Here is a 15,962-nt window from a genome sequence, read left to right as displayed (position 1 = left end):
TCAGGCGGTTGCCTCAAGCGCTGCATGCCGCTCGCGCACCCATTTGTGGAAGCGGTGCAGATCGTACTCCTCCGGCATCAGCACGCCGGCCGCGTGACGCATGGAGCGCAGGCCTTTCTGGTTGATCTCGCAGATCGCGGCATCCTCCTCCAGCACCTGGGTGCCGAAGGCGACGACATTGTCGATGTCCGTCTCAGCCAGCGCCTCGGGCGCGAACAGCCATTCGGCGGTGAGTTCGGTCTGTTCGGGACCGAGCGGCATCAGTCGCACCGTCCTGACATAATCGACATGGCCGACGATGAACATCGAGGGCAGGCTGGTGGCATAGGTCTGTCCGGCCGCACGCTCGGCTGGCGTCAGGCCCGGGAAGACCGGGCCATGGGCATGTCCGTCGCGCGACCAGGTCTCGGCGCCGGCGCGCAGGCCACCCGAAAACTCCGGTGCGTCATTGTCGGCATGGCGGACCCAGTCGGGGTCGTCGTGCCGGCTCATCAGGCCGCGGCCGTATATCGGCACCAGCCGAGACAGGTCCTTGTGGACGCCTGGGCAATGCAGGCACTCGTTGAAGTTCTCCCAGAAGATTTTCCAGTTGCAGTTCATCACCTTGCGCAGGACATGGCCTGATACCAGCGTTTCCAGCGGCCAGTTGGCGAGGTCGCCGGATGCGGGATCGAAGGAGGTCTCGGCGGAGCCGGCCGTCGCCTGCTGAAGGTTCACAAAGACAAAGCCGCGCCACACCGACAGCGCCACCCGGTAGAGCGGATGATCTGCCTTGTCGAAACCATCTGGCAGCGATTTCGAGGGAACGCGCACGAGATCGCCGCGCAGCGAGTAGGACCAGGCATGGTAGGGGCAAGTGATGAGCCGCGCTTTCAGCCGGCCCTCGCTTTCCTGGCAAAGCTGCGAGCCGCGATGCCGGCAGGTGTTGTGGAAGGCGCGCAACTCGCCGGTGTCGTCGCGCAGCACGACGATTTCCTGCGTGCCGACGCGGAATGTCCTGAATGCCAAAGGCTGGGCAAGATCGGCCTCGCGGCAGACGAGCAGCCAGCTTTTGTACCAGATGGCCTCGAGATCGCGCTGGTAAGCCTCGCTATCCCAATAGGCCGATGACGGTAGCGTCGGTTCGGCCCGGCTCAGGCCGTTATAGGGGTCGCGCTCGCTCGGGTTGGGATGCATGGCTGGCTTCCTATGAAGCGTCAGCCGACACCCCGGCAAATCGTTTGTCAATCAGAGTGCCGCATTGCCGGTTGCAGGCGCGGCGCATAATCATGTCGTGGACATGGGACATTCGGAATTGGGGGGATTCGGACGTGGCCGCACGACAGATGTCGCTTACGCCGGAGCTGGTCGCGCGCTGCTGGCGCGAGATCAGGGACCCCGGGCCTGATCCGGACGCGATGCATCTCGATGAAGCCGACTATGACGCGCTTCTGGATGAATTGCAGGTCGAACTCCCGGATAGCGAACCGCTATGGCTGTTCGGCTATGGATCGCTGATCTGGAAACCGGAAATAGATTATGTCGAGGACCGCGTTGCGCTGGCGCGCGGCTGGCATCGGTCCTTTTGCATGAACATGACGCGCTGGCGCGGCACCAAGGTCAGCCCCGGCCTGATGATGGCGCTGGACCGTGGCGGACAATGCAAGGGCGTCGCCTTTCGGCTGACCGACAATAACCGGCGCGAGCAGTTGGGCCGGCTTTTCCGGCGCGAAGTCACGCTGAAGCCGACAAGCTACCGGCCGCGCATGCTGAAGCTTGCAAGCGAGGCCGGACCGCTCAGGGCATTGGCCTTCGTGATCAACCGCAACGGCCTGACCTATTCCGGCCCGCTCGACGAAGGCAAGATCGTCGAAAGGCTGGCCACGTCCTGCGGGCACTGGGGATCGGGCGCCGACTATCTCTACAACACGGTGAAAAACCTTGAAGAGCGCGGCATTCACGATCGCCATCTGTGGCGGCTGCAGCGGCTGGTTGCCGAGCGGATCACCGCGTTGAACCCGTAACGCCGCATGGCGCATTCGCGCTGTTGGCCGGCGGAATTTGGTTTGCCGGATGCGGCCGTTTCAGCCTATAGTCATGCATGTCGTCGGTTCCGTTAGGGACCAAGAGGGAATGCGGTGAGGGCTGACTTGTTGCCCAATGCCGTGGCTGCCCCCGCAACTGTGTGCGGTAGTCCTCTCCAAGCCACTGAGGATTTTTCCTCGGGAAGGTGGGGAAGGGCGCTGATCCGCGAGCCAGGAGACCTGCCGGCGACAGGGAACTGACTTCGATGCCCTCGGGTGGAGGGCGAAAGGACAAGATATGAATACCGCTTCCGTCTCCCTCGGCGCATCCGTCTCCTCGCAGTCGCGCTTCATGCAGCTCGTGCTTAGCGCGTTTCTGGGCATTTTCGTCGTCGGCGTTGTCGGTTTCTCGCATATCGATGCGGTCCACAATGCGGCGCACGACTATCGCCATTCGATGGCGTTTCCCTGCCACTGACGAGGATCTGACATCATGAACCTGTTTCGCAACGTCGTGTTCATCGCGGCGATCGCAGGGCTCGTGGCGGGTGTCGCTCTCGCCTGCATGCAGGCCTACGCCACCGTGCCGCTGATCCTCAAGGCGGAGGTCTACGAAAAGGCTGGTGGCGGCCATGAGCATCAGCATGCCGCGGCGCCCGCCGCCAACGCTGCGGACACCGATGCCATGAGCACCGCCGCGCCGGCGGAAAATGCGGTGAGCAGCGCAGCACCGGCTGAAGCAGCCGCGCCGGCGGAGGACGAAGGCTGGGCGCCGGCCGACGGCTTCGAGCGTTTCGCCTTCAGTGTCGTCGCCAATATCGTCACCGGCATCGGCTTCGCGCTGGTCCTGGTGGCGGTTTCCGAGTTCGCCGGCGGCATCGGCAGCTGGCGCCAGGGCGTGTTCTGGGGCTTGGCCGGCTTTGCCGTGTTCACGCTGGCGCCGGGCCTCGGCCTGCCGCCGGAACTGCCGGCAATGCCGGCGGCCGATCTCATGCAGCGCCAGATCTGGTGGTGGGCAACGGTGATGACAACGGCGATCGGTCTTGCCCTTATCACCTTCCGCACGTCGGCGCCCCTGACCGTGCTCGCCGTCGTCCTGATCGTCGCCCCGCATATTGTCGGCGCGCCGCAGCCTGACAGTTTCGTAACGCCGATCCCGGAGGGCCTGCATCATCAGTTCGTGGTGGCGGTGACGCTGACCAATCTGGTGTTCTGGCTGGTGCTCGGCGCAGTTGTCGGTGTAGTGCGCGCGCGCTTCACCGGCACCGCGACCAGCCTGCGCGACAGCTTTGCCTGATCGCAGTTTGACCTTCATCATCGGCGGTGCGCGCTCCGGCAAGAGCGCGCATGCCGAAACTTTGGCGACGGCGTTGCTGCCGCCATGGGCTTATATCGCCACCGCGCTAGCCTATGACGGCGAAATGCGCGAGCGCATCGCGCAGCACCGCTCGCGCCGTGGCGAGGGGTGGGCGACCATCGACGCCCCGCTTGATCTTGCCGGTGCGCTCGAGGCATTGCCGGACAACCAGCCGGTGCTTGTCGACTGCCTGACGCTGTGGCTGACCAATCATATGCTGGCCGATCATGATCTGGAGGGGGAGTGCCGGCGGCTGGCCGATGTGCTTTCGCGGCCGCGCGGACCGTGGTTCGTGGTCTCCAACGAAGTCGGACAAGGCATCGTGCCCGACAATGCGCTGGCACGCCGGTTCCGCGATGCCGCCGGCCGGCTCAACCAGCAGATCGCGGTCGTAGCTGATATGGTGCTTCTGATGGTGGCGGGGCTGCCGCTCAAGGTGAAATGAGATGACCGATATCGACACAAAAGACGAAGAGCGCCATCGCGCCAAGATGGCCAAGCGCAAGGCGGTGCAGGACGCCGAGGTCGCGGAAAAGACGGTCGAGAAGGGGCTGCTGATCGTCAACACCGGACCCGGCAAGGGCAAGACCACGGCTGCCTTCGGGCTGGCGCTGCGCATGCTCGGCTATGGCAAGCGCGTCGGAATCGTCCAGTTCATCAAGGGCAAATGGCACACCGGCGAGAAGGATGCCTTCGCGGCGTTTGGCGACCGCGTCGTCTGGCACACGATGGGCGAGGGTTTCACCTGGGAGACGCAGGATCTGAAGCGCGACATTAAGGCGGCCGAAGCCGCCTGGGCCAAGGCGCTGGAACTGATCGCCGACCCCTCTGTCAGCCTTGTCGTCCTCGATGAGCTCAACATTGCGCTGCGCTACGACTATCTCGATCTCGACAAGGTGGTCGCGGCGCTGAAGGCGCGGCGCGAAGGCCTGCATGTCGTCGTCACCGGCCGCAATGCCAAGCCGGCGCTGGTCGAGGCGGCCGACCTCGTCACCGAGATGGGCGTGACCAAACACCATTTTTCCGCAGGCGTTAAGGCGCAGCAGGGAATTGAGTTTTGAGGGTCTAACTTCGGGAGATGACCGTTGGAACAAGCGGTAATTGTCTATCTTCTTCTGAGCGGCGGTCAGTTCGGGGCGCCGGAAGAGCGGCAATCGGTCCAAGTTCTGGAGGATCGGTTGGAACAAGCTGTTTCGAATGCGCATGTCGGCGAATTTGATGGCGACGAGTTTGGCGAGGGCAAATGCACCCTCTATCTGTACGGGCCAGACGCCGAGAAGCTTTTCCTTGTGATTGAGCCTGTGCTGAAATCCTCGGCAGTGGCCGCCGGCGGTTACGCGATCAAAAGATTTGGCGCGGCGGTGGATTCAAACGCCAAGGAAGTCCGTGTCTCTTGGTGAGTCAGGCGGCGCATCTACTGCGAGATCAAAACATCCAGGTAGATGACGACCGCGGAGAGCAATCCAAACAGCGCGATCAGCAGATAGTCTGCTATCTGGTAAAGTTTCAGCGCCCGCCGGATGTCGGTGCTGTCGGCCTCGCGGCGGCCGCCTTCGCCCATATAGGCGTCCTCGACGATGACGCCGCCATAGCTGCGCGGGCCGGCGAGCGCCAAGCCGAGCGCGCCAGCCATCGCCGCCTCCGGCCAGCCGGCATTGGGTGAACGGTGCTTTCTGGCGTCGCGACGCATGGCCTGCCACGCATTGCGGGGGTCGGCATCCTTGACGACGAAGGCCGCCAGCACGATCAGCAGGCCGGTCAGCCGCGAGGCCGGCAGGTTGATCCAGTCGTCGAAAAGTGCGGCTGCCCGGCCGAAGGCTTCATGACGCGGGGTGCGGTGACCGATCATCGAATCGGCGGTGTTGGCGGCCTTGTAGGCGACGCCGCCGGCCAGCCCGCAAACGCCGGTCCAGAAGGCGGGCGCGACGATACCGTCGGAAAAATTCTCGGCCAGGCTTTCGATCGCGGCGCGGCTGACGCCGGCATGGTCGAGCTTCTCTGGATCGCGGCCGACGATGCGCGCAACCGCAATGCGGCCGAGCGCCAGCCCGCCGGTATCCAGCGAATCGGCCACCGCCTCGACATGTTCGGTAAGGCTCTTTTGCGACAGCAGCGACGAGGCCAGGATTGCCGTGATGATCATGCCGGCAGGAAAGAGCTGCCAGAGCAGGATTTGCACGATGAAGGCGATTGCCGCCGGTACCAGCACGATCACCAGCAGCGCCTGCACGCCGCGGCGGCGACGCAGCGCGTCGGGATCAGTGTCGCGGTTGAGCCTGAGGTCGAGAAAGGCTATCAGCCTGCCGAACCAGGTGACGGGATGGCCGACGGCACGGAACAGCCAGTCCGGGTAACCCAGGATGCGTTCGATGGCGAGCGACAGGAAAGCGATCAGGATCGACATGAAGCTTTCTGATGGAGCGATTACTGTGGTGGATCACGGTGGATCCCTTGGCCGGGCGAGGGCGCTCTTCCCTCACGCGCCACAACCTTTCGTCGATCTCTCGACAGGTATCAATCCGCACTCCTACCCGCTTTTCGAGCTGCCCGCCACCGCCCTGTCACGATTGCCGGAGGCCGCGCGCCTGCGTGAGCTGGCCAGGGTCGCGGCCGGCGCCTATGGCGCGCCTTCGGCCGAGAATGTGGCGGTCGCCCCGGGCACGCAGATCCTGCTGCCGCGCGTCGCCTCGCTGGTCAGCCCCGGCAAGGCGCTGGTGCTCGGGCCGACCTATGCCGAGCATGCCAGGGCCGCCGCGATTGCCGGCCATGCGGTGGCGGAGGTCGACGATTTCGAGGCGCTTGCCGGAGCCGAAATTGCCATCGTCGTCAATCCCAACAATCCCGACGGGCGAGTCGTGTCGCGGGAAAGGCTGCTTCGGCTTGCCGAGACATTGCGCGCCATAGGCGGTCTGCTGGTCGTCGACGAAGCCTTCATGGATGTCGGCCCGCACGCGGAAAGCCTGGCCGGCGATGTCGGGCCGGGCGGCATCGTCGTGCTGCGCTCGTTTGGCAAGTTCTTCGGGCTCGCCGGCCTGCGGCTCGGCTTCGCACTTTCCGGTGCAGCGACGGTCGAAAGGCTTGAAACGCAATTCGGCCCTTGGGCGGTCGCCGGCCCAGCGCTCGAATACGGCATCCGCGCGCTTGCCGACAGCGGCTGGCAGGCCGGCATGCGGCGGCGGCTGGCGCAGGATGCGGAGCGGCTCGATGCGCTGCTTTCGCGCTTTGGCGTTGCTGTCGCCGGCGGCACGACGCTGTTTCGCTATCTCCGGCTTGCCGATGCACCGGGGCTGTTTTCGACGCTCGGTGAGCGCGGCATATTGCTCAGGCATTTTTCCGAGCGTCCCCAGGTGCTCCGCGCGGGGCTGCCTGGAAGTCAGGAGGAATGGCAGCGGCTCGAATCGGCGCTTGCCGACTGGCACGCACGGCGCGACGATGGGTCGAAGGAGATCGCGCCATGATCCATATCTGTTCGCTGGCAAAGCTTGAGGAGACGGTGGCCAAAAGCGGCGCCGAGCGCGTGCTGTCGCTGCTCGCTGCCGGCACCGAGGTGACGCGGCCGGCCTCAATCGCGAGGGAAAACCACCTGCATCTGGTCATGCACGACATCGCGGTGGCGCAGGACGGCATGACCATGCCCGGCGAAGGCCATGTGCGCAATCTGCTCGATTTCGCCCGGAAATGGGACCGCGCCAAACCCATGGTCGTCCATTGCTATGCCGGCATCAGCCGCTCGACCGCCTCGGCCTATATCATTGCGGCGGCGCTCGCCCCGAAGCGTGACGAAGTCGAACTTGCGCAGACATTGCGGAAGCTTTCGCCCTCGGCGACACCCAATCCACGGTTGATCGCCGTCGCGGATGCTCTTCTCTCACGACAAGGCCGCATGATCGAAGCGATCGAGGCGATCGGACGCGGCGCCGATGCTTTTGAGGGTACGCCTTTCGTGTTGAAGATCGACGGCTAAGGCGGCCCGCTATGCCAGCCAGTCGGCAAGCTTCGCCTTGCGCACATCCTTCAACAGGGTGATGAAGCCGTCGGCCTGATGCTCCGCCGTCAGTCGGCCTTTCTCGGCCGTGGCAATGCTGGCATCGCCGACCACGCCGTTGGGGTTGAGATCCCCAGCGATCCAGGCGAAAGCGTGCGTTCCGGTGTGGCGCAGCAGCGCAAATTCGGTTTCGGCGCGGGCGACCTTGGAGGCGAAATTGTCGGCCTTGGCCATGTCGACTAACTCCGGGCGAAAATGCAGCATCAGCGAGGTCTCGACGTCGCCTCCATGGATGCCATGGCGGTCTTCCAGCTCGGTGTACATGCCGGCGGGGCGGCCGAAGCGCTGCCAGCTGGTCTTCACCGCCAGCATCCTCTCACGCACGCGCAGCTCGCGCGTGACGATGCCCATGATCTCTTCATTGCCGCCATGCGAGTTGACGACGATCAGTTTCCTTACGCCTGCGCGGGCAACGGACAGGCCAAGCTCGGTCCAGGCATCGACCAGGGTGGCCGCCGGCAGGGTGAGCGTGCCCGGCGCCTGCAGATGCTCGTTCGACTTGCCGACCGTTTGGACCGGCAGGATGCGGATGTCGAGATCGCCGGGCAGGCGGGCGATGACCGTCTCCAGCATGCCGTTCATGATCGAGGTATCGGTTGATACAGGCAGATGCGGGCCGTGCTGCTCGATCGCCGCCACCGGCAGCACGGCAATCGTCGCCTCCGGATCGATCGCGGCGTATTCGGTAGTCCGGTAGTCGCCCCACCAAACGCGTCTGTTTGCAACGGTCATGTCATGCCTCTTGACTGTGAGGGAGACCTAGCGCGCCAAACGTCGCCTGTCGATCACCCAGCCGCAATCGCCTCGACCTCGACCTTGAACTCCGGCCGCGCAAAGCCTGACACGATCATCAGCGTCGAGGCGGGCGCGGGGCTGGCAAACAAGCGGTCGCGGACGTCCATATAGGGCCGCAGAAAGGCGCGGTCGGTGACGTAGGCGTTTATGCGCGCGATGTCGCCTAGCCCCAGCCCGGCTTCAGCCAGAATCGCCGCTATGTTTTGAAAGCAGAGCTCGGCCTGCGCGCCGGCATCCTCGGGGATCTGGTCGTCCGCCGTGATGGCGACCTGGCCGGAGCACAGAACCAGCCGCTTGCCTGGCGGCACCTCGACGCCGTGGCTGTAGCGGGCGAAAGGCGGCTTGATCGACTTCGGCGCGAGGTATCTGAACATGGCAATCTCCTGTCTGCGAACCAGCCTAAGACGTGACCGATAGTACGTTCAAGATGTGGTGCATGGCACAAGGGCGATTGTGGACAGGCGTCCAAAAAATAGGCACGATGCCTCCCGCACAGCATGACCCGTCCGGTGTTGGCAGTGACTGCCGCGCAAGCAGGCGGCCCGGGCGGTGGCATGTGTCTTGCTTCTTGGATCAATGGTGTCGAGCCCGGCGCGTGACGCTCCGGAGCCAACAAAGGGTGGTGTCGATGTACGGAAAACAGAAGATTTCAGCGCTTGCGGTCGCGCTGCTTGGAGCCGGCACGTTCGGCGCGGCAGCAAACGAGAAGGTCACCTTCGGCACCAACTGGCTGGCCGAGCCCGAGCATGGCGGCTACTACCAGGCCGTCGCCGACGGCACCTACGCTGCATGTGGCCTCGACGTGACGATTTCGCAGGGAGGTCCGCAGGTCAGCGGGCGGCCGCTGCTGCTGGCCGGCAAGCTCGATTTCTACATGGGCGGCAATCTGCTGTCGGCCTTCGACGCCGTCCAGCAGGGCATCCCGATGCGCGTCGTCGCCGCCGATTTCCAGAAGGACCCTCAAGTCATCATGTCCCACCCGGGGCAGGAGCTGGACAAGTGGGAGGATTTGAAGAACGCCGACCAGTACATTCTCGGCGACGAGGGCGTCCAGACCTTCTTCCAGTGGATGGTCATCGAACTCGGTTTCGATGCCGCCAAGCGCGTGCCCTACACCTACAACACCGCTCCATTCCTGGCCAACAAGAAGTCGATCCAGCAGGGTTACGTCACCTCGGAGCCTTTTGCGGTCAAGAAGGAAGGCGGCTTCGTGCCCAACCAGTTCCTGCTCGCCGACTATGGCTGGGACACCTATTCGACGACGATCGAGGTGATGCAGGACACGATCGACAAGCGGCCGGAGGTGGTCCAGTGCTTCGTCGATGGCTCGGCCAAGGGCTGGTACAACTACCTCTACGGCGACAACAAGGCCGCCAACGAGATGATCAAGAAAGACAATCCCGACATGAGCGACGAGCAGATTGCCTTCTCGATCGAGCAGATGAAGAAGTTCGGCCTGGCCGATTCCGGCGACACCGAAAAGCTCGGCATCGGCGCCATGAACGAAGACCGGATCAAGAGCTTCTATGACAAGATGGTCAAGGCCAAGGTCACGCCCGAGGGCATCGATATCAAGAAGGCCTACACGCTGGCCTTCATCAACAAAGGTGTCGGGATCGAGCTGAAGAAGTAGTCGTGAAGCTGGAAAAGATGGCGCAGGCGCCCATGACGGCATCGGGTGAAGGCCCGATGCTGCTGACGCTGCGCCATGTCGGCAAGGTGTTTTCCAATGGCGTGACTGCATTGAGCGACGTCGATCTCGCCATCCGCGAGGGCGATTTTGTCAGCCTTCTCGGGCCGTCCGGCTGCGGCAAGTCGACGGCGTTGAGGCTGATCGCGGGCCTGTCGACGCCGACATCCGGTCAGCTCGACTGGGGCGGTTCGATCGACCGCGCCAATATCGGCTTCGTCTTCCAAGAACCGACGCTGCTGCCCTGGGCCAATGTATTCGACAATGTCTGGCTGCCGCTCAGGCTGAAAGGCGTGTCGCGCGCCAAGGCGGCGCCGGCGGTGACGGAGATGCTGGAGCGGGTGCACCTGACCGGCTTCGAGAACGCCGTGCCGCGCGAGCTTTCCGGCGGGATGAAGATGCGCGTCTCGATCGCACGCGCGATGGTGACGAAGCCGCGCATTCTGCTGATGGACGAGCCGTTCGCCGCACTCGACGAGATCACCCGCTTCAAGCTCAACAACGACCTTCTGGAGCTGTGGCAGGACGAGCGCTTCACCGTCGTCTTCGTCACCCACAGCGTCTTCGAAAGCGTGTTCCTGTCCAACCGCGTCGTCGTCATGGCGGCGCGGCCGGGCCGCGTCCATGCCGAGCTTGCCATCGACGCCTCCTATCCGCGAGACGAGGTTTTCCGCATTTCGCCCGACTATGCCGCGCTCTGCCGCCAGGCCTCGGACATCCTGGTCAACGCCATCAACACATCAGCCGGACCGCACCATGACGGCCATTGACCAGAATGCCGCAACGCTCGACGCGGAAGAGGCGGGCCGCGTACGCCAGGAGCGGCTGGAGCGGATCGGCCGGTGGGTCTTGCCTTTGGCGATCATGATCCTGGCGATCTGGCTGTGGGACCGCATTTGCGTGTGGAACGCGATCCCGCAATATATCCTGCCGCGCCCCGGCGTGGTGCTGTGGACGCTCTATAGCGATGCGGGGCTCCTGTTCTCCGCGCTGCTGGTCACGTTGCGCATAACCTTTCTCAGCCTGCTGCTCGCGGTCGTCGGCGGCGTCGGACTGGCGGTGCTGTTTGCGCAATCGAAATGGGTGGAGATGTCGTTCTTTCCCTTCGCCATCGTGCTGCAGGTAACACCGATCGTGGCGGTCTTCCCGCTCATCAACATCTATGTGGACAACCAGACGGTAAAGCTTTTGCTTTGCGCCTGGATCGTCGCGTTCTTCCCGATCCTGTCCAACACCACGCTCGGCCTCAATTCGGTCGACCGCAATCTGCGCGACATGTTCAAGCTCAACGGCGCGACGCGCTGGCAGCAATTGCGCTATCTCAGACTGCCGGCGGCCATGCCGTATTTTCTAGGAGGCTTGAAGATAGCCGGCGGCCTGTCGCTGATCGGCGCCGTGGTGGCCGAGTTCGTCGCCGGCGCGCAGGGGCAGTCGTCGGGGCTGGCGTCGCGCATCATCGAGGCCGGCTACCGCCTCAACGCGCCAAGGCTGTTCGCGGCGCTGATCCTGATCTCGCTCACCGGCATATTGATCTTCCTGGTGCTGTCGCTGGTGTCGCATCTCATCCTGCGCCGCTGGCACGAGAGCGCGCTGAAGCAGGAGCGGTAGGGGGTTGGGTGACGTGATTGAGATGCTGGCGCGAAACACCCCCCTCTGGCCTGCCGGCCATCTCCCCCTCAAGGGGGGAGATTGGACGTCATCCGGGATTTCGCCAATTATCGACGTTGGAAGACGGGTGCTGTCGGAAAAGCTGCCAATCTCCCCCCTTGAGGGGGAGATGCCCGGCAGGGCAGAGGGGGGCGGTCCTTGATACCGACCTCTGGCTCGTACCATCTCACCAACGTCCGCCTTCACCGGTCGCTGACATCAGGTCTTGCCCCCACTTACGACACCGACGGTTTCGCGCTGGCCGACATCGCCGTCGCCGACGGTAAGCTCTCCAGCATCGCCGCGCACAAGAAATCAAAAGCGCCAGCCACCGCCATCGACCTTGCCGGCCGCATCATCCTGCCGTGCTTCGTCGACTGCCACACCCATATCGACAAGGGCCAGATCTGGCCGCGCAAACCCAATCCCGACGGCAGTTTCATGGGCGCGCTCAATGCCACCGGCGCCGACCGTGCAGCGCGCTGGAGCGCCGAGGACGTGGCGCGGCGCATGGATTTCTCTTTGCGCTCGGCCTACGCGCACGGCACCAAGGCGCTGCGCACGCATCTCGACAGCGTGCCGCCACAGGAGGAAATCTCCTGGCCGGTGTTCGAGGCGATGCGAGAGAAATGGCGCGGCCGCATCGAATTGCAGGCAGCCTGCCTGCTCGGCATCGAAGGCGTGCGCGACAGAAAGTGGTTCGAAAGGCTGGCCAAGCGTGTGGCTGCGGCCAAGGGCGTGCTCGGCGTCGTCACCTATATGGTGCCGGATCTCGAAGAGCTTCTCGACAAGGTGTTCGCCGAGGCGAACAGGCACGGGCTCGATCTCGATTTCCACGCCGACGAGACCGACGACATCGCGGCGATATCGCTGAAGAAGATCGCCGAGGCGGCACTGTGGAACGGTTTTGAGGGCAACATGCTGGTGGGACATTGCTGCTCGCTGGCGCGCCAGCCGGACCTCGACGTGCTCGATACACTCGACAAGGTGGCCAAGGCGCGGCTGGCGGTGGTGTCGCTGCCAATGTGCAATCTCTATCTGCAGGACCGGCGTGCCGACCAGACCACGCCACGCTGGCGCGGCGTGACGCTGCTGCATGAGATGAAGGCGAGGGGCATCCCGGTCGCGGTCGCCTCCGACAACACCCGCGATCCGTTCTATGCCTATGGCGATCTCGACATGCTGGAGGTCTACCGCATGGCGACGCGCATCCTGCATTTCGACCATCCGGTCGGCGACTGGCCGCAGACGGTGGCGGCGACGCCGGCCAAGGTGATGCGGCTCGACGGTGTCGGGACACTGACAGCCGGTGGCAGCGCCGATTTCATCGTCTTCAAAGGGCGGAGCTGGACGGAATTGCTGTCGCGGCCCGAATCGGATCGCATCGTCGTGCGCGACGGCCGAGCGATCGACAGGCAATTGCCCGATTATGCCGAGCTCGACGAACTGATGGTGGAATGATGGATGTTTCGGCGCTCAAACGCGATCTCGACGGGATAAAGCTCGACGACAATCCGGCCATCGTCCAGCAGAAGAGCCGCGACTTCTACTGGTACAGCCCGGTGCTGAAGCAGCAGCTCGACCACGTCACCGGCGACCTGATCGTGACACCGAAGACCGAGGCCGAACTGATCCGTGTGCTCGCCGCTTGCCACCGTCATGGCGTTCCGGTGACGCCGCGCGGCAGCGGCACCGGCAATTACGGCCAGGCGATGCCGCTATCGGGCGGCGTGGTTTTGAACCTTGCCGAGATGAACGAGATCAAGGCCATAGCGCCGGGCCGCGTCGTCACCGGGCCGGGCGCGATCCTCGCCGACATCGACAGAGCGACGCGCGCGCATTCCGGGCAGGAACTGCGGCTGTCGCCGTCGACCTACAACACCGCCTCGATCGGCGGCTTCATCGCCGGCGGCTCGGGCGGCGTTGGCTCGATCAATTTCGGCGGTCTGCGTGATTTCGGCAATGTGCTGCGGCTGCGCGTCGTCACCATGGAAACCGAACCGAAGGCGCTCGAACTCACCGGCGAGGATTTGCACAAAGTCACCCACGCCTATGGCACCAACGGCATCATCACCGAGGTCGAGATGCCGCTGACTGCAGCCTATGAATGGATCGACGTGATCGTCGGCTTCGACGCTTTCATGCCGGCAGCCCGCTACGGCAATGCGCTGGCACGCCAGGACGGCATCCTGACCAAGCTGATCACGCCGATCGCCGCGCCCGTGCCGCAGCTCTATTTCAAGCGCCACCAGAAGTTCTTCCGGGACGGGCAAAGCATCTGCGTCGTCATGGTTGCCCGGCATGGGCTAGACGCGTTCCTCGCCTTCACCCGCCGCGCCGGCGGCGAAGTCATCTTCAATGCGGCGACGGCAACGGACGAAGAGAAAAAGGGCCTGCCGCCGGGCTTCGAACTGGCGTGGAACCACACCACGCTCAGGGCACTGCGGGTCGATCCCGCGATCACCTATCTGCAATCGCTCTATCCGTTTCCCAACCAGCTGGCGCTGGTGGAGAAGATGGACGCGATGTTTCCGAACGAGGTCTTTTCGCATCTCGAATTCGTGCGCCTCGACGGCAACATCACCTGCTTCGGCCTGCCGCTGGTGAAATTCACCACCGAGGCGCGGCTCAACGAAATCATCCGGCTGCATGAGGAGAATGGCTGCCCGATCTTCAACCCGCACCGCTACACGCTGGAAGAGGGCGGCATGAAGCAGACGGATGAAATCCAGCTCGCCTTCAAGCGCGAGACCGATCCGCAAGGCCTGCTCAATCCCGGCAAGATGATCGCCTGGGAAAATCCGGATTACGACTATCGCTCGGGCCGGACTTTTTTGTTCAAGGGTTTGCAGAAAGCAGAATGAGCAGAGGTTTGAGCTTGAGCACCCCCCTCTGTCCTGCCGGCACAGGCCCTACGCTGCCGCTTCGGGCGTTCGTCGTTTGGAAAGCCAAGCAATTGGCTTCCCATCGGCTTCGCCGACCACTTCTCACCCCCCGCAAGGGGGGAGATTGGCAGCCTGAACGCCGCAGCCAATCTGACACGCTGACAATTAGTGAAAGCGATGCGGCAGTCCGATCTCCCCCCTTGAGGGGGAGATGCCCGGCAGGGCAGAGGGGGGTGCCTCGCGCCGACCCCGGCAATTTCCCATGAAAGTCCTCGTCCTTTACGCACACCCGGTGGAGACCAGCTTCAATGCCAGCCTGCACCGCACGATCGTCGAGCGGCTGACGACCGCCGGCCATGAGGTCGACGATTGCGATCTCTATGCCGAGGATTTCGACCCCAGGCTGACGCGCGGGGAGAGGCTGGATTATCATAACCAACGCAGCCCTGCGGACCCGGCCGCGCCCCATGTCGAGCGTTTGCTGCGGGCTGAGGCGCTGGTGCTGTCATATCCCGTCTGGAACTACGGTTTTCCGGCCATCCTGAAGGGTTATTTCGATCGCGTGTTTCTGCCCGGCGTGTCGTTCAAATTGGCCGACGGCAAGGCGCAGCCGTCGCTCCACAACATCCGCAAGCTGACCGCCGTCACCACCTATGGCGGCAGCCGCTTCCGCGCCATGCTGATGGGCGATCCGCCACGCAGATTGGTCAAGCGGATGCTGCGCGCGACGATCAGGCCCGGCGCCTCGGTGTCCTACCTCGCTCATTATTCGATGAACCTGTCGACCGACGAGACGCGGGCAGCCTTCATGGCCAAGGTCGCGGCCGGGATGGATGAATTCTGATGCGCGTGCTGGTGGTCTATTGCCATCCGGTGCCCGAAAGCTTTTGCGCCGCCATCAGAGATGCCGCCGTCGATGTGCTGAAGGCACGCGGCTGGGAGGTGCGGCTGCTCGACCTCTATGCGGAGGAATTCGATCCGGTGATGGGCTGTGAAGAGCGACGCGCCTACAATGAGCGGGCGCCGGAGGATCCGGCCCTAAAACCGCATTTCGAGCATCTCGCCTGGGCTGAGGCGATCCTGTTCATCTATCCGACCTGGTGGTACGGGCTGCCGGCCATGCTGAAGGGCTGGCTCGACCGGGTCTGGGCGACCGATGTCGCCTTCAAGCTGGGCAAGGGGCGCATCACGTCGCTGATGACACATGTCACCAGGGTCGGCGTCATCACCACCTGCGGCGCGCCGACCTGGTGGAGCGTCGTCGTCGGCCAGCCCGGCCGCAAGACCTTGCTGCGCGGTATGCGCGCGCTGTGCGCCCGCCGCTGCCGGACGTTTTTCCTGGCGCACTACCTGATGGACGCCTCGACGCCAAGGACGAGGGCGGCGTTTCTGGTGAAGGTGCGGGCGAAGCTGGAGCGGTTTTGAGCTTCTTCACCCTCTCCCTTGTGGGGAGGGTCGCGCAGCAAATGCCGCAAGGCGGCTTTTGCGAAGCGGGGTGGGGGGTCTCGTAGGGCGCACCCCCACCCCGTCTAGCAATCGC

The 15,962-nt window shown here is 63.9% G+C and carries 19 protein-coding genes and 1 riboswitch; of the genes, 15 read left to right on the top strand and 4 right to left on the bottom strand.

Annotated features, from left to right (window positions below):
- Window positions 1-1,176 (bottom strand): aromatic ring-hydroxylating oxygenase subunit alpha, encoded by a 1,176-nt coding sequence (locus tag ACYG9V_RS23420; RefSeq protein ID WP_352765435.1) that lies wholly within the window; start codon window positions 1,174-1,176, stop codon window positions 1-3.
- Window positions 1,177-1,310: 134 nt separating this feature from the next.
- Here ACYG9V_RS23420 and ACYG9V_RS23415 point away from each other — a divergent pair, with 134 nt between their 5' ends.
- From ACYG9V_RS23415 to ACYG9V_RS23390, 6 genes are all read left to right on the top strand, one after another.
- Complete coding sequence (locus tag ACYG9V_RS23415; RefSeq protein WP_031199063.1) at window positions 1,311-2,003, top strand: gamma-glutamylcyclotransferase; 693 nt, start codon at window positions 1,311-1,313, stop codon at window positions 2,001-2,003.
- A gap of 67 nt (window positions 2,004-2,070) precedes the next feature.
- Window positions 2,071-2,265: riboswitch (cobalamin riboswitch) on the top strand.
- 36 nt (window positions 2,266-2,301) lie between these two features.
- Window positions 2,302-2,481: a CbtB domain-containing protein gene (locus ACYG9V_RS23410; RefSeq protein WP_023670784.1), complete on the top strand. Its 180-nt coding sequence runs from the start codon at window positions 2,302-2,304 to the stop codon at window positions 2,479-2,481.
- A gap of 15 nt (window positions 2,482-2,496) precedes the next feature.
- A complete protein-coding gene (locus tag ACYG9V_RS23405) occupies window positions 2,497-3,300 on the top strand; it encodes a CbtA family protein (protein WP_352765434.1) in 804 nt (267 codons plus the stop codon).
- Entirely contained in the window at window positions 3,293-3,805 is a 513-nt protein-coding gene (cobU, locus tag ACYG9V_RS23400; RefSeq protein ID WP_023710812.1) for a bifunctional adenosylcobinamide kinase/adenosylcobinamide-phosphate guanylyltransferase, read from the top strand. Before ACYG9V_RS23405 ends, cobU begins: the two co-directional genes overlap by 8 nt.
- A 1-nt stretch (window position 3,806) precedes the next feature.
- Window positions 3,807-4,421 (top strand): cob(I)yrinic acid a,c-diamide adenosyltransferase, encoded by a 615-nt coding sequence (gene cobO, locus ACYG9V_RS23395; protein WP_352765432.1) that lies wholly within the window; start codon window positions 3,807-3,809, stop codon window positions 4,419-4,421.
- 24 nt (window positions 4,422-4,445) lie between these two features.
- The gene (locus tag ACYG9V_RS23390) at window positions 4,446-4,760 is read left to right on the top strand and encodes a hypothetical protein (RefSeq protein WP_023670780.1); all 315 of its coding nucleotides are present in this window, start codon (window positions 4,446-4,448) and stop codon (window positions 4,758-4,760) included.
- Window positions 4,761-4,774: 14 nt separating this feature from the next.
- Here ACYG9V_RS23390 and cbiB read toward each other — a convergent pair whose 3' ends face one another.
- The gene (gene cbiB / locus ACYG9V_RS23385; RefSeq protein WP_352765430.1) at window positions 4,775-5,764 is read right to left on the bottom strand and encodes an adenosylcobinamide-phosphate synthase CbiB; all 990 of its coding nucleotides are present in this window, start codon (window positions 5,762-5,764) and stop codon (window positions 4,775-4,777) included.
- On the opposite strand from cbiB, the gene cobD reads away from it, so the two are divergent.
- Both cobD and ACYG9V_RS23375 read left to right on the top strand, forming a co-directional pair.
- The gene (gene cobD, locus ACYG9V_RS23380) at window positions 5,763-6,818 is read left to right on the top strand and encodes a threonine-phosphate decarboxylase CobD (protein ID WP_352765429.1); all 1,056 of its coding nucleotides are present in this window, start codon (window positions 5,763-5,765) and stop codon (window positions 6,816-6,818) included. The genes cbiB and cobD overlap by 2 nt on opposite strands.
- Window positions 6,815-7,324, top strand: coding sequence for a tyrosine phosphatase family protein (locus ACYG9V_RS23375; protein ID WP_023690280.1), 510 nt, complete (start codon window positions 6,815-6,817; stop codon window positions 7,322-7,324). The genes cobD and ACYG9V_RS23375 overlap by 4 nt, the downstream gene beginning before the upstream one ends.
- 9 nt (window positions 7,325-7,333) lie before the next feature.
- Here ACYG9V_RS23375 and ACYG9V_RS23370 read toward each other — a convergent pair whose 3' ends face one another.
- On the bottom strand, window positions 7,334-8,137 hold the full coding sequence (locus tag ACYG9V_RS23370) for a creatininase family protein (RefSeq protein ID WP_023670776.1): 804 nt from the start codon (window positions 8,135-8,137) through the stop codon (window positions 7,334-7,336).
- Window positions 8,138-8,190: 53 nt separating this feature from the next.
- Window positions 8,191-8,574: a RidA family protein gene (locus ACYG9V_RS23365; RefSeq protein WP_352765427.1), complete on the bottom strand. Its 384-nt coding sequence runs from the start codon at window positions 8,572-8,574 to the stop codon at window positions 8,191-8,193.
- A gap of 254 nt (window positions 8,575-8,828) precedes the next feature.
- Between ACYG9V_RS23365 and ACYG9V_RS23360 the strand changes: the two genes are divergently transcribed.
- The 7 genes from ACYG9V_RS23360 (at window position 8,829) to ACYG9V_RS23330 (ending at window position 15,847) form a co-directional block, all read left to right on the top strand.
- On the top strand, window positions 8,829-9,833 hold the full coding sequence (locus ACYG9V_RS23360; protein ID WP_023735898.1) for an ABC transporter substrate-binding protein: 1,005 nt from the start codon (window positions 8,829-8,831) through the stop codon (window positions 9,831-9,833).
- Between the two features lie 2 nt (window positions 9,834-9,835).
- The gene (locus tag ACYG9V_RS23355; RefSeq protein ID WP_352765425.1) at window positions 9,836-10,660 is read left to right on the top strand and encodes an ABC transporter ATP-binding protein; all 825 of its coding nucleotides are present in this window, start codon (window positions 9,836-9,838) and stop codon (window positions 10,658-10,660) included.
- Window positions 10,647-11,498: an ABC transporter permease gene (locus ACYG9V_RS23350; RefSeq protein ID WP_023670772.1), complete on the top strand. Its 852-nt coding sequence runs from the start codon at window positions 10,647-10,649 to the stop codon at window positions 11,496-11,498. The genes ACYG9V_RS23355 and ACYG9V_RS23350 overlap by 14 nt, the downstream gene beginning before the upstream one ends.
- Before the next feature lie 198 nt (window positions 11,499-11,696).
- Window positions 11,697-12,998: a cytosine deaminase gene (locus ACYG9V_RS23345; RefSeq protein WP_352765423.1), complete on the top strand. Its 1,302-nt coding sequence runs from the start codon at window positions 11,697-11,699 to the stop codon at window positions 12,996-12,998.
- Window positions 12,998-14,401, top strand: coding sequence for an FAD-binding oxidoreductase (locus tag ACYG9V_RS23340; protein WP_031249166.1), 1,404 nt, complete (start codon window positions 12,998-13,000; stop codon window positions 14,399-14,401). Before ACYG9V_RS23345 ends, ACYG9V_RS23340 begins: the two co-directional genes overlap by 1 nt.
- 283 nt (window positions 14,402-14,684) lie before the next feature.
- Window positions 14,685-15,266 (top strand): NAD(P)H-dependent oxidoreductase, encoded by a 582-nt coding sequence (locus ACYG9V_RS23335; RefSeq protein WP_352765421.1) that lies wholly within the window; start codon window positions 14,685-14,687, stop codon window positions 15,264-15,266.
- Complete coding sequence (locus tag ACYG9V_RS23330) at window positions 15,266-15,847, top strand: NAD(P)H-dependent oxidoreductase (RefSeq protein ID WP_352765419.1); 582 nt, start codon at window positions 15,266-15,268, stop codon at window positions 15,845-15,847. The genes ACYG9V_RS23335 and ACYG9V_RS23330 overlap by 1 nt, the downstream gene beginning before the upstream one ends.
- The last annotated feature ends 115 nt before the right edge of the window (window positions 15,848-15,962 follow it).

This window comes from Mesorhizobium sp. W016 (genome assembly GCF_054719485.1).
Note: the sequence above shows the minus strand (reverse complement) of the source record. Positions and strands in the feature narration are given on the sequence as shown.